This is a genomic window from Saccharothrix espanaensis DSM 44229, assembly GCF_000328705.1.
In the GTDB taxonomy this organism is placed as follows: domain Bacteria; phylum Actinomycetota; class Actinomycetes; order Mycobacteriales; family Pseudonocardiaceae; genus Actinosynnema; species Actinosynnema espanaense.
On sequence record NC_019673.1, the window covers coordinates 5,824,834 to 5,837,983 of the forward strand.

General features: G+C 74.3%; 10 protein-coding genes. 1 reads left to right on the forward strand and 9 read right to left on the reverse strand.

Annotated elements, in window-relative coordinates; genetic code table 11:
* Positions 1 to 43: 43 nt before the first annotated feature.
* The 6 genes from BN6_RS25190 to BN6_RS25210 form a co-directional block, all read right to left on the reverse strand.
* Entirely contained in the window at positions 44 to 1,417 is a 1,374-nt protein-coding gene (locus BN6_RS25190; protein ID WP_015102586.1) for a GH1 family beta-glucosidase, read from the reverse strand.
* An 8-nt stretch (positions 1,418 to 1,425) separates the two neighbouring features.
* A complete protein-coding gene (locus BN6_RS25195; protein WP_015102587.1) occupies positions 1,426 to 2,244 on the reverse strand; it encodes a carbohydrate ABC transporter permease in 819 nt (272 codons plus the stop codon).
* The gene (locus BN6_RS25200; RefSeq protein ID WP_015102588.1) at positions 2,241 to 3,164 is read right to left on the reverse strand and encodes a carbohydrate ABC transporter permease; all 924 of its coding nucleotides are present in this window, start codon (positions 3,162 to 3,164) and stop codon (positions 2,241 to 2,243) included. Before BN6_RS25200 ends, BN6_RS25195 begins: the two co-directional genes overlap by 4 nt.
* Positions 3,148 to 4,413, reverse strand: a complete 1,266-nt coding sequence (locus BN6_RS25205; RefSeq protein ID WP_015102589.1) for an extracellular solute-binding protein — start codon at positions 4,411 to 4,413, stop codon at positions 3,148 to 3,150. The genes BN6_RS25200 and BN6_RS25205 overlap by 17 nt, the downstream gene beginning before the upstream one ends.
* A gap of 116 nt (positions 4,414 to 4,529) precedes the next feature.
* A complete protein-coding gene (locus BN6_RS46895) occupies positions 4,530 to 4,697 on the reverse strand; it encodes a hypothetical protein (protein WP_015102590.1) in 168 nt (55 codons plus the stop codon).
* A complete protein-coding gene (locus BN6_RS25210) occupies positions 4,694 to 5,029 on the reverse strand; it encodes a hypothetical protein (RefSeq protein ID WP_015102591.1) in 336 nt (111 codons plus the stop codon). Before BN6_RS25210 ends, BN6_RS46895 begins: the two co-directional genes overlap by 4 nt.
* Positions 5,030 to 5,241: 212 nt before the next feature.
* Between BN6_RS25210 and BN6_RS25215 the strand changes: the two genes are divergently transcribed.
* Entirely contained in the window at positions 5,242 to 8,871 is a 3,630-nt protein-coding gene (locus BN6_RS25215) for a BTAD domain-containing putative transcriptional regulator (protein ID WP_231904744.1), read from the forward strand.
* 763 nt (positions 8,872 to 9,634) lie between these two features.
* On the opposite strand, the gene BN6_RS25220 is transcribed toward BN6_RS25215, so the two are convergent.
* From BN6_RS25220 to BN6_RS25230, 3 genes are read right to left on the reverse strand one after another with little or no spacing between them, the layout of a single operon-like run.
* Positions 9,635 to 10,636, reverse strand: coding sequence for a ketopantoate reductase family protein (locus BN6_RS25220; protein WP_015102593.1), 1,002 nt, complete (start codon positions 10,634 to 10,636; stop codon positions 9,635 to 9,637).
* Positions 10,633 to 11,364 carry an SDR family NAD(P)-dependent oxidoreductase gene (locus tag BN6_RS25225; protein ID WP_015102594.1) on the reverse strand — a complete coding sequence of 244 codons (732 nt, stop codon included), beginning with the start codon at positions 11,362 to 11,364 and terminating at the stop codon, positions 10,633 to 10,635. The genes BN6_RS25220 and BN6_RS25225 overlap by 4 nt, the downstream gene beginning before the upstream one ends.
* Entirely contained in the window at positions 11,361 to 13,130 is a 1,770-nt protein-coding gene (locus BN6_RS25230; RefSeq protein ID WP_015102595.1) for a M28 family peptidase, read from the reverse strand. Before BN6_RS25230 ends, BN6_RS25225 begins: the two co-directional genes overlap by 4 nt.
* Positions 13,131 to 13,150 lie beyond the last annotated feature (20 nt).

The window sequence follows — 13,150 nt, forward strand, 5'->3', positions numbered from 1 at the left end:
CGCGCGAGCGCCGGCCGGGTGGGATCCGGCCGGCGCTCGCGGTTCAGGCCGACGGGACCGCGTTGCGCGCCACCACTTCCGCGAAGAACCGGCCGCTGTCCTTGACCGTCCGCCGTTGCGTGTCGAAGTCGACGTGGACCAGCCCGAACCGCTGCGTGTACCCCAGGGACCACTCGAAGTTGTCCAGCAGCGACCAGGCGAGGTAGCCGCGCACGTCCGCGCCGCGCGCGATCGCCGCGTGCACCGCGCGCAGGTGCTCGGCCAGGTAACGCGTCCGCCGGGTGTCGCGCACCCGGCCGTCCGGGTCCACCACGTCGGTGAACGCCGACCCGTTCTCCGACACCACGAGCGGCACGCCGCTGTAACCGGCCAGCCACACCAGCAGTTCCGTCAGCGATTCCGGGTGCTGCTCCCACCCCATCGACGTCAACGGCCCGCGCGGCGGCAGCACGTCCACCCCGCGCAGGCCGGGGAGCGCGCAGTTGCTCGGGATGCCGGGGTCGGACAGCGGCACGACGCGGCTGGGCGCGTAGTAGTTGACCCCGAGCCAGTCCACCGGCGCGGCGACGACCTCCAGGTCGCCGTCCCGGATCGCCGGCTCCAGCGCGCGCAGGTGGGCGACGTCGTCGAGCACGTCGGCCGGGTAACCCCTGCCCAGCACCGGGTCCACGAAGAACCTGTTGTGCAGGCCGTCGAACCGGCGGGCGGCTTCGCGGTGCGCCTCGTCGTCCGAGTCGACCAGCGCGGGCGAGAGGTTCAGCACGAACGACAGCTTCTGCCGCGTGCCGCCGAGCTCCCGCAGCGCGCGCGTCGCCGTCCCGTGCGCCAGCAAGTGGTGGTGCGCCGCGACGAGAGCACCGGCCGCGTCGCGCAGACCCGGGGCGTGCACACCGGTCCCGTAGCCCTGGAACGCGGAGCAGAGCGGCTCGTTGAGCGTCGTCCAGTCCACCACCCGGTCGCCCAGGCGCTCGTGCACCACGCACGCGTAATCGGTGAAGCGCTCCACGATGTCCCGCGCGCCCCAGCCGCCCACGTCCTGCAACGCCTGGGGCAGGTCCCAGTGGTAGAGCGTGACCAGCGGACGGATGCCCCGGTCGAGCAGGGCGTCCACCAGCCGGTCGTAGAACGCCAGCCCGCGCGGCTCCACGGTCCGCCCGTCCGGCATCACGCGCGGCCACGCCGTGGAGAACCGGTACGCGGGCATCCCCAACTCGCCCAGCAGCGCCACGTCCTCCAGGTGGCGTCGGTAGTGGTCGCAGGCGGGATCACCGCCCACGCCGCCCAGCACCGCGCCGGGCACCTCGGCGAAGGTGTCCCAGATGGACGGTCCACGGCCGTCCGCGCGCACCGAGCCCTCGATCTGGTAGGCCGCCGTCGCGGCGCCCCACAGGAAGTCCGACGGGAAGACTTGTTCCACTTACCACCTCACGGGTTGACCCGGCCCCCCAGGAGGCCGGCGACCAGTTTCCTCGACAGGAGCGCGAAAACCACGACGACCGGCAGCGTGCCGAGCACGGCGCCGGTCAGCACGAGGGGGTAGTCGGTGTAGTAGCCACCCGCCAGGCGGGACAGCGCTACCTGCACCGTGGGCCACTCGACCGGGTCGAGCACCACGAGCGGCCAGAAGTAGTCGTTCCAGGCGGCCAGGAACGTCAGCATGGCCAGCACCAGGGCGTGCGGGCGCAACGCCGGGAGCACTATGTGCCAATAGGTCCCGATGGGTGAGCAGCCATCCACCCGGGCCGCGTCGACCTGTTCCCGCGACACCGCCTCCCGGCACGCCTGGCGCATCCAGAACACCCCGAACGCGCTCACCAGCGCCGGCACCACCACCGCCTCCAACCGCCCGTACCAGCCCAGTTCCCCGACCAGCTCGAACAGCGGCACCACGCCGAGCTGCGCGGGCACCATCGCCGACCCCAGGACGAGCCCGAACAGCGCCCGCCGGCCCCGGAAGCGCAGGTGCGCGAACGCGAAACCCGCCAGCGTCGAGAACAGGACGTTGGCCGCGGTGACCGTGCCGGCCACGATCGCCGAGTTCGCCAGGGCCACGTCGAAGTCGGCCGCCTCGAACACCCGGCGGACGTTGCGCCCCAGCTCACCGCCGGGCAGCAACGGGGGCACCCGCCCGGACATGGCGGCGTTGTCGTGCGACGCCACGACGACCGCCCAGTACAGCGGGAACAGCGAGCCGACCAGGAGACCCGCGCGGGCGGCCACACCGAGGACGCGGCGCACCCTCACCCCCGCCCGACGAGCCGGCGCACCAGCACGGCGTTGACCGCCGCGAACACCGCGCACAGCAGGAAGAGCACCCACGAGATGGTGGCGGCGTACCCGGCGTCGAAGCGCTCGAACCCGTTCTCGTACAAGTACATGACCAGGGTCTGGAACTGCCGGTCGTTGCCGCCCGTCACGCCGCGGTCGACCAGGCCACCGCCGAACAGGCGCGGCTCGGCGAACAGCTGGAGCCCGCCGATCGCCGACACCACCACCGTGAACAGCAGGGTGGGCCGGATGCCGGGCAGGGTCACCGACCGGAACGTCCGCAACCGCGACGCGCCGTCGAGCGCGGCGGCCTCGTACAACTCCCGCGGCACGGTCCGCATGGCCGCGAGGTAGATCAGCGCGTTGTAGCCGGTCCACCGCCAGATCACCATGATCGCGACGCCCAGGTGCGCCGACCACGCGTGCGCCTGCCAGTCCAGCGGGTCCGCGCCGAGCCACGACAGCACCCAGGCCGCGAACCCCTGGTCACGTCCCAGCAACTGGGTGAACACCAGCGCGACCGCCACCACCGGCACCACGTTGGGCAGCAGCACGACCGCGTGCCACGCCGTGCGCGCGCGTTGCGGCCGGTTGAGCAACACCGCGATCCCCAGCGCCGCGACGATCTGCGGCACGGTGGACACGACGAAGATGCTCGCGGTGTTGGCCAGCGCGTTGTAGAAGTGCGGATCGGCGAGCAGCTCGGCGTAGTTGGCCAGGCCGGTGAACCGGACCGCTCCGAGGAGCAGGTCCCAGCGGTGCAACGACATCCACGCCGTGCGCAGCAGCGGGTACAGGCCGAACACCGCGAACAGCAGGAAGAACGGGGCCACGAAGAGGTAGGGCGCGATCCGCTCGCCGGGGCGGGGGGCACGGCGGCTACCGGAGGGCGTCACGGGCTTCGCGGACTGCCTGCTCCCACGCCTGCTCGACGGTCTGCGCGCCGTCCTCGACGCGTCCGAGCGCCCGCCCGAACACCGGTCGCACGTCGGCGTCGCGCACGCCCCGGTGGTTGGGCCGCACGGTGTCGGACGAGGCGGCGAACAGCTTGCCCAGCGGTGCCTCGCCGAAGTACGGGTCCTTGTGCTCCAGCACCGCGGGATCGCGGTACACCTCGGGCTGGCTGGGCAGTATGCCGTCGCGCACGAACAGCTTCCGCTGCTGCTCCGGGGCGGTGAGCCACTCCGCCAACCGGTAGGCCTCCTGCTGGTGCGCGCCCTGCGCGGGCACCGTCAGGTAGGAGCCGCCCCAGTTGCCGCCGCCGCCCGGGACAGCGGTGACGTCCCACTTGCCCGCACCGCCGGGGCCGGCCGCCTCCTTGATCTGGGCGAGCATCCACGCCGGGCAGGTGACGGTGGCGAAGCCGCCCTGGTTGAGCGCGGCGTTCCAGGGCTGCGTGAACGTGGCCACCTTCGCCGTGCGCCCCTTGGCCCCGAGCGCGCCCGCGAGGACGAACGCCCGCTTCACGTTGGGGTTCACGTCGGCGATGAAGGAGTCGTCGGCCTTGGCGAAGTAGTTCTCCTCCGCCTGGTTGATCACCGCCGTGTAGACGGTGTTCACCGAGTCGGCGAACCGGCTGTCGGCGACGCGCCCGGCGAACAGGTCCGCGACGCCCGCGTAGTCCTCCCACGTCGGCCACAGGGCGGCGACCCGGTCCCGGTCGGTGGGCAGGCCGGCGCGTTCGAACAGGTCGCGCCGGTAGCACATGGCCAGGCCGCCCATGTCGGTCCCGAGGCCCAGCACGGACTTCCCGTCGTCGGAGACGCCCTGCGCCCACTTCCACGGCACCCACCGCTCGCGCAGCCGGTCCGCGCCGAACCGGGACAGGTCGGCCAGCCGGTCGGTCGACCTGCGCAGCCGGGGCATGTACTGCTCCTCGACCGCGACCACGTCGGCCGCGCCCCGCCCGGCGGACAGGGCGGTGATCAGGCCCTTGTGGTGGTTCTCGTAGTCGGTGACCCGGCCGACGACCTCCACCTCCGGGTGCGCCCGCTCGTACTCCTCGAACAGCGGCCCGTAGCCGAACTCGCCGAACGTGGCCACGGTGAGCCGGAGCCGACCGTCCGCGTCCGCGTCCGCGCCGCACCCGGCGACCGCCAAGACCAACGCCACGACCAGCCACAGTGCTCGACCCGCCCGCTGCATCACGACTCCTCCCGCGCCCTCCAGGTGCGCCCATCGTCGTACCGGCACCGCCGGCGGGACCGGGTCGTGCGCGGTGTCTGCCCTTCCTCACCCGATGGTTGCCCGAAAGGGCCGGCTCACCCCGCGCGGACCCGCCGGTTCCACTCGTCGAGCAACGCGTCGATCCAGGCCGCCAGCAGCCCGGCGGTCGCCGCGTCCCCGCACGTGAGGGCGTGCCGCCGCTCGGCCCCGGCGCTGGTCAGCTCGCCGACCAGGTCCAGCGCCCGCAGTTCCGGCCCGGTCACGCGCGCCCCGACGCGATCCGGAACGCCTCGACGTACTTGGGCAGCTCCACCAGCGCGCGCTCCCACGTGTCGGCGGCGATCTGCCCGGCGAACACCGCGTCCACCGCGAGGCGGTCCACCTCCGGTCCGATCCCGCCGGCCTGGCGCAGCCGCCGGGACAGCTCCGCCCGGCGCACCCTGACCCGGATCACCTCCAGGGTGCGCTCCAGTTCGGCGACGACCCGGTCGGCTTGCTCCGGCGACAACACCAACCGCCCCTCCCTGGCCAGTTCGAGCAGCAGGTCGCCGACGAACCCCTCGGGCGCGCCGTGCGCGTTCCGCTCGGATCGCATCTCCACCGCACCTCCGCACGGGACCGACGACGTGCCACGAGCCCATCACGTGGCCGCCGCGACGCCAAGGACCGCGGCCGGGTTCTGCCCGTCCGTACCCTCTCCGCTGCCTGCACCACCGGAAGTTCCCGTGCGCCGGACGGGTGAGCGCCGGGAACCTCCCGTGCGCCCGGGGTGTTGGATGGTGCACGGGGCTGAGTGCGGGGGTGCGGGTGTCGACCACGTCTGCCGAGGGACTGCGGGTGAGCGTGCTGGGGCCGGTGCGCGCCTGGTCGGGCGTCGCCGAGCTGCCGCTCGGGCACGCCCGACAGCGCGCGGTGTTCGCGGTGCTGGCGACCAGGGCGAACCAGGTGGTGTCGCGGCACGAGCTGGTAGACGCCGTGTGGGGCACCGAGCCGCCCGCGAGCGTCGTCGGCAGCCTGCACACCTACGTGTCGGGCTTGCGGCGCGTGCTGGGGGCGCACCGGGCGTCGCTCGAATCGCGGTCCACCGGGTACTCGCTGCGGTTGGCGGACGGCGCGGTGGACACCGACCTGTTCGTCCGGGCGCGCGACGAGGGCGGCCGGTTGTTGGCGGTGGGGCGGTGGGCCGAGGCGCGGGAGGCGCTCGGCGGCGCGCTGCGGCTGTGGCAGGGCACCGCCTACGCCGGGGTGTCCGGCCCGTTCGCCGAGCTGGAGCGGCAGCGGCTGGCCGAGCTGCGGCTGGCCGTCGCCGAGCAGCACGCCCGCGCGCGGCTGGAGCTGGGCGAGCACGCCGAGGTGGTAGCGGACCTGACGGGGCTGGTCGCCGAGCACCCGTGGCACGAGTCGTTGCGCGGCCTGGTGATGCTGGCGCTGCACCGCTCCGGGCGGCGGGCCGAGGCGCTGGAGGCGTACCAGGAGGTGCACCGCGCGCTGGTGGCGGAGCAGGGGGTCGGGCCGGGTCCGGCGCTGCGCGAGCTGCACCGGCGCATCCTGGCCGCCGTGCCGGAGGAGCGGGTGCTGTTCTCCGCGCCGCCGCGCCTGGCCCAGGTCCGCGCGCCGGGCGGCGTGCTCGTCGGCCGGGACGAGGAGACGGCGCTGCTGCGCGAACTGGTGTCCGACGTGCTGGCCGGGCGCGGGACGGCCGTGTGGATCGAGGGCGAGGCGGGCATCGGGAAGTCCGCGCTGCTGGCGGTGGCGCTGGCGGACGCGGGCGAACGGGGCTGCCAGGTGGCCTGGACCGCCGCCGACGAGCTCGGCCGGCGCGACCCGCTGCACGTGGCCGCGCGGTGCCTGGGCGTGCGCTCCGACTCGCCGGACCCCCGGCGGGCGCGGCTGGCGGCGCTGCTGCGCGGCGACTCCGGCGCCGACGACCCGCTCCCGGTCGCGCTGAACCTGCTGGCGGCGCTGGTGGACGAGGCGTGCGCGACCGGGCCCCTGCTGCTGGTCGTCGACGACCTGCACTGGGCCGACGACGCCAGCGTCCTGCTGTGGCACCGGCTGGCCACCGCGACCCGGCAGCTCCCCCTGCTGCTGGTGGCCTCGACCCGCGCGGACCCCGGCCGGCCGGAGCTGGCCCCGGTGCGCCGGGGCGTCGAGGCGCGCAACGGGCACGTGGTGGCGCTCGGACCCCTCCCGCGGGCCGGCGCGGAGGCGCTGCTCGCGAGCGTCGTGGGCGCGCCGCCCGGTGCCGCGCTGCGCGAACTGGCCCGCCGCACGGCCGGCAACCCGCTCTACCTGACCGAGGTGGCCCACGCGCTGGTGCGCGGGTCCTGCGTGCGGGTGGTGGGCGGTGTCGCCGAGGTCGACCCGTCCGCCGTCGAGGAGGTGCCGCGTTCGCTGCTGGCCGTCGTGGAGCGTGCGCTCGACGTGCTGTCCGACGAGACGCGCGAGGTGCTCCGGCTCGCGGCGCTGCTGGGCGCGGAGTTCCGGGTGGCGGAGCTGACGGCGGTGACCGGCCGCCCGCCGCTGGAGCTGGTGGGCGCGCTGGAGGAGGCGTTGACCGCGACCGTGGTCGTGGCGGTGGGCGACGACCTGGCGTTCCGGCACCCGTACCTGCGGCAGGCGTTGCACGAGGGCGTGCCGGGTTCGGTGCGGGCGGCGCTGCACCGGCACACCGCCGAGGTGCTGGCCGGGATGGGGATGCCGGCCGACCGGGTCGCCGGGCACCTGGTGGCCGAGGAGATCCCGCCGGACGGCTGGGTGGTGCGCTGGCTGGCCGAGAACCACCGCGCGGTGGTCGCCCGCGCGCCGGCGGTCGCCGCCGACCTGCTGCGCGCGGCCGTGGACACCGACCTGCCGACCCCGCGGCAGCGGGCGAGCCTGCTCGCCGCCCTGGCCAGGGTGCAGTTCCGGCTGGGCCGGTTCCCCGAGGCGGACGCGGAACGGGCGCAGGCGCTGACCACCGACCCCGCACAGGCCGCCGAGATGCGCCAGCTGCGGGCGGCGATCCGGCACCGGCGCGGCGACACCGCGACGGCGGTCGCCGTGCTGGGCGAGGCGCTGAACGTGCCGGACGTGCCGGAGGTCTGGCGGTTCCGGCACGTGGCGCTGCTGGCCGACTTCCGGCGCGGCGACCTGTCCGACCTCGACCAGGCGGAACGCTCGGCGCGGCGGGCGCACGCGGACTCGGTGGCGGCGGGCGAGCCGTACGCGGTCGCGCAGGCGTCCCAGACGCTGTGGCTGGTGCACTCCATCCGACGTGACCACGAACGGGCGCTGGGCCACGTGGACGACGCGCTGTCCCACGTCGGCGACCGCCCCGACCTGTCCGAGCTGCGGCTGGACCTGCTGGACAACCGGGTGTTCAGCCTGCAGAACCTCGACCGCCTGCACGCGGCCGAGCAGGCGATGTGCACGGCCCGCGTGGTCGCCGCACGCCACCACCTGCCGACCGCGCTCCAGGTGACGGCGGCCGTGCACCACTACTGGACCGGTCGGTGGGACGAGGCGCTGGCCGAGCTGGACACGGTCACCGAGGACGGGCCCGGCATCACGTTCTTCGGCCTGCGCGAGCCGGGCCCCGCCACCCTGCTCCTGCGCGGCGTGGCGGCGCTGATCGCCGGGCACCGCGACGACCGGGCAGCGGCGGCGGCGCGACTGGGCGGTGCCGACGCGCCCACGACGTTGGCGGAGCGGGAGAACTGCGACTTCTACCTGGCCGCCTCGGCGCTGGCGGCCGAGCAGCGCGACTGCGTGGACGAGGCGGTCGCCCGCCTCGAACCGGTGCTGCGCCCGGACTACGCCCAGATGATGCTGCGCCACCAGTGGCTGCCCTACCTGATCCGGCTGGCGCTGACGGCGGGTGACCACGCGACGGCACGGCGGGCGCTCGCCGTCAGCGAGGACGAGGCGGCGAAGGAGGTGCTGCCCGCCCGCGCGTCCGCCGCCCTGGCCCACTGCCGCAGCCTGATCTCCGGCGACCCGGACCCGGTGCTGGGCGCCGCGGCCCACTACCGCGAGAGGGGGCGGGTGCTGGAGTGCGCGGCGGCCCTGGAGGACGCGGGCGTGCTGCTGGCCGCCACCGGCCGCGCGGACGAGGCGTCGGCCGCGTTCGCCGAGGCGGTGCAGCTGTTCGGCGCCCTGTCCGCCCGCTGGGACGTCGTGCGCGCGGAGAACCGCCGTCGGGCAGCGGGAGTCCAACGCACCGGACCGGACACCCGCGCCCCGGCCGGCACCGGCTGGCAGTCGCTGTCCCCGCTGGAGGTCCACATCGCCCGGCTGGTCGCGGCGGGCCTGTCGAACCCGGACATCGCCGAACAACTCGCCCTCCCGAGGGGGACGGTGCAGTCGCACGTGTCGCGCCTGGCGGACAAGCTGCGCACCGGTTCACGCGCGGGCATCGCCGAGCACGTCCAAGCGAACAAGCCGCCGCACACCTGACTTGCGCAAGACCATTGCCCCTGTCACACCCGAGGTCTGCACTCCTCGCCATCCCGCGCCCAGACGCCCGCCACCTACCGTGGGCGGAATGACGCGACGGGAGAAGCGGATGAGAAGCCGGGGATGATTCCGCCGACCAGCCCCTGCCGGGTGCCGGCCGGGCAGAGGCATCGGCACCCGCCGGGATCCTGGGGCTTCAGCGGAGCCTGGGGACCGCTGCCGTCGGCCAATCGATGCGCCGATCGGGCCTGGTGGCGAGCCGGCAGCGTCCACGGAACCTGGTGGCGAGGGTGACATGGGCACCGTCGTCAGGAACGCGGTTTCCCAGGCCGGGCAGCCTTTGGGCAGCGCAAGGCGGGAGCAGGCCGAGTCAGTGTGCGAAGATTGCGACCGGTCGCGATCCGGGATGATGTGTGGATCCTACCGACGGGGCACGTACCTCTCGGAGTGGTCAAGCAGGCGGCTGGTCTCGGACAGCTCCTGCTGCAACGCGGGCTTGTCCTCAGGCGGCGTACGGCTGTCGCTCCACTGCCTGGGCACTGGCCACGCCCTCGGCCACGTTGGTCGTGCCGGTCGAGGACTGCTGCGAGGGCGTTCCGTCCGCGTCGGGCGACCCGCTCGAACCGTCTCCGCCGCAGGGCTTCAGGTCGACCGGGCGTATCACCCAGCGCCCGGTCGACCTGCACGTCGAGGCCCGACTGCAATCGCACCGGGCGGCCGGTGTGGATCGAGGGCCGGCCCCGACTCGTGAAGTCGCGCGGTATCAGCGCACGCGGGCCAGTTCGTCCAACACCGGCGGGTTCATCGTGTTCGGATCGCGTTCGGCGCGGTGCACCGCGTCGACCACCGCGCGCACGTGCGGGACCGCGATGCCGTGACGCGCGGCCATCTCCAGCACTGGGCCGAGGATGTGGTCCACCTCGGTTTGGCGGTGGTGGATCGCCAGATCTCGCCAGACGCCCGTGCGGGTCTGCTGGTGGGACACCCAGTAGGTGATCTGCGCCTGCCAGGCTGCTTCCACCGCGTCACGGGCGGGAGTCGTGAACACCATGGGGTCGAAGCCGTCCACGGGTTCGCAGCGCACGCCGGCCGCTTCGGCGACCCGCACGACCTCGGCGACCAGGAGGCCGAACAACGGCCGGTGCTCAGGGCGGGCCAGCAGCACCGGCACGTCTTCGTCGGCCACGGCGGTCGCGAAGTACACCGCCGCGATGGCCGCTTTCGACCACAGGTAGCCGAAGATGTTGTCGGTGACGTCGGTGGGGTGGAACTCGCCCAGCAGCCGGGCCAGACCGCGCACCCGGTCGCCGACGGTCCCGTCGATCTCGCCGATGCGGAAGGTGCCGGGACCGCCGTAGGTGATGCGGCCCGGCCCGTCGTAGAAGCCGCCGAACGTGACCAGCGCACCGACCGTCCGATGTAGACCGATGGCGGCCGCGATCGGGTACTCCTCCAGTCCGTTCTGCAACGACACCACGCACCCGTCGTCGGCGAGCAGCGGGGTGATCACCCGCAGGGCGTCCACCGTGTGCCGGGACTTCACGGCCAGCAGCACGGTCCGCAACGGCTCGGCCAGCCCGTCCGGGCCCACCGCGCGGGGCCGCGCGACGAAGTCCGCCTCACCGGAGATCCGCAGCCCGTCGGCGGCGATCGCGGCCACGTGCTCGGCGTTGGCGTCGACCAGGACCACGTCGTGCCCGGCCCGGTGCAGGTGGGCTCCGACGAGGCCGCCGATGGCGCCCGCGCCCACGATGTGGATGGTCATGTCAGGTCCCTGGTCAGCGGCAGGTGCGGGCGGCCGGTGTGCGAGCCGCCGCTGACGTCCACGACGGCCCCCGTGGTCCACGACGAGCGGTCGGACAGCAGGAAGGCGCACGCCTCGGCGATGTCGGCCGGGTCTCCGGTGCGGCGCAGCGGGGTGGCCGCGAGGGTCTGCGCGAAGTAGTCGGGCACGTCCGGGGTGTCCGGGCCGATGACCTCGTCGAGCACCAGGCCGGGCGCCACGGCGTTCACCCGGATCCCGTGCGGGCCGCCTTCGATCGCGCTCACCTGGGTGAACATCTCGACGGCGGCCTTGGACGAGCAGTAGTGCCCGCCGCCGGCGCGGGCGGACCGGGCCGCGCCGGAGGAGACGATGACGATCGCACCCGGCGTGCCGCGAGCGGTCCACCGTCGGAACAGTTCGCCGGTGATCAGCATGACCGACCGGACGTTCACCGCGAACACCAGGTCCCACTCCGCCGCCGTCAGCTCCGCGATCGGCAGGTTCGGGTAGATGCCGTGCGCGAACACGACACCGTCCAACGGCCCGCCTTCCTCCGCTTGGTCCACAATGGACGACAGGTCCGCCTCGGCAAGGTCGGCCCGGACGTCCACGTCGGGGGTGCGGTCCTGGGTGACGACCTGCGCGCCCCGCTCGGCGAGCAGCCGCGCGGTGGCCCGCCCGATCCGGCCGGCCGCGCCGGTGACGAGGTAGCGTGCCGGCCCGGTCATCCCAGCACCTCTTCCAGGAACGCCACGACCTGGCGCAGGCTCACCGCGACGCGGTTGCGCTCCCGCAGCAGCCGGGAGTGCAGGAACCGGAACTCCGCGCCGGAGGGGTCCAGCGCGGCCAGCCGGGGCGCGTCGGCCAGACCGGGCAGGCCGCCGACGAACACCGCCGGGTCGTGCCGGAACCGGTCGCCGCGCGTGTAGTCCAGCGGGACCAGCAGGCGCGAGAGCCGGTGCACGACCGAGTTGAACCAGTCCACGTCCTCCGACCCGCGTTCGGCCCACAGGGTCGCGGCCAGGTCACGTGCCCGCAGCGCGCGGTCGACGGCGACCGACAGGTCCAGCCGCCCGCCGGAGGCGGCCTGGAGCTCGCGCAGCCGTGCGGCCAGTGCGTCGCAGGTCGGCGTGAAGTCCAGCGGCAGCGCGGGGTCGGTCAGCAGCCGCCACACGGCGTGCAGGTAGATGCGGGTGTCGCGGGCCAGCAGCTCGGGGTCGATCTTGTCCAGGGTGTCCTCGGGGGTGTGCCACCACCAGCCGGTGCCGTTGCCCTTGCGCGGGCCGCCGCCGAACACGGCCGCCTGGGCGTTGAGCAGTGCCGGGTCGATCGGCTGCTCGCTCAGGTTGGCGAAGATGGCGGGCACCCCGATGCCCCAGAACGACTGGTCGCCGGCGCGGTGCATCCGGCGGCCCGCCCACTCCTGGTCCGCCTGCGCGCCGAGGGCTTCCCGGGCCAGCTCGCCGAGTTCGGCGGCGGAGGTGGCGTCGGCGACCACGGTGTTGCCGTTGCCGCCGGTGGAGTCGATGTTGACGTGGACGACCGCGCGGTCCTCCAGCTCCTCCCAGTGGTGGTCGGCGTACCAGGCCGAACCGGAGTAGCGGCCCTGGGAGTGCCCGGACCAGAACGCCAGCCGCAGGCCCCGCCGCCAGCGGTCGCGGTGCGCGGCGGCGATCCGGGCGACCTCCACCATGGTCGCGTTCGCGGTGCCGTTGTCCATCAGGCCGTGGTGCCACGTGTCGTGGTGGCCGGTGAAGAAGACGAACGGCTCGTCGTCGCCGGCCAGGTCGGCGATCAGGATCGGGGTGGGCCGCCACCCGGTGTCGATCTCGGTGTGCACGGTGACCTCGCCGCCCGCCGCGGCCACCTGCCGCAGCCGGACGCCGTCCGCCGCGCTCACCGAGCAGACGGCGGTGGCGGGCAGCTGGTGCACGGTGTCGTCGCCGGGACTGCCCCAGACCGGCGACACGCACATCTCGTGCAGCTTGTCGTGCGGGCTGACGTGCACCTGCGCGATCGCGCCGCGCCGGCCGGCCTCGATGGTCTGGTCCGGCCCCGGGACGCCGTCGACCAGCACCACGCACCCGGCGACGTCCAGGCCGTCGTAGTCGGCCGCCGCGCCCCGTCCGACGGCCACCAGCCGGCCGGTCAGCCCGGCGCGGTGCGTGGACTGGGAGAACGACACGGCCAGCGCGGTCAGCGATTCGCCCGCGACCTCGACCCGGGCCGACACCGGGAGGCTGATGTAGGCGTCGTGGCTGATCACCTCGGTGGTGAAGCCCAGCTCGTCGAGCAGGCCGCGCAGGTAGGCGAGGCTGTCGAGCTCCTCGGGGGTGCCGGCGTGCTTGGTCCAGCGGGCCATCGGCGCCAGCACGGCCATCAGGCGCTCGGCGGAGACCTCGCCGGTCACCCGGAGCACGTCGGCGAGCGTCCCGGGCCGGTCGTCGGCCGCGAGCGCGACCGGGCCGCCGTCGGCGGTTTCGGTGGTGTTCACTGTGGACGGTCCTCTCGGGT

Excerpts from the sequence above, each read along its gene's own strand:
- BN6_RS25210 (WP_015102591.1), bottom strand. The coding sequence starts at position 5,029 with ATGCGATCCGAGCGGAACGCGCACGGCGCGCCCGAGGGGTTCGTCGGC.
- BN6_RS25220 (WP_015102593.1), bottom strand. The coding sequence starts at position 10,636 with ATGACCATCCACATCGTGGGCGCGGGCGCCATCGGCGGCCTCGTCGGA.
- BN6_RS25205 (WP_015102589.1), bottom strand. The coding sequence starts at position 4,413 with ATGCAGCGGGCGGGTCGAGCACTGTGGCTGGTCGTGGCGTTGGTCTTG.
- BN6_RS25225 (WP_015102594.1), bottom strand. The coding sequence starts at position 11,364 with ATGACCGGGCCGGCACGCTACCTCGTCACCGGCGCGGCCGGCCGGATC.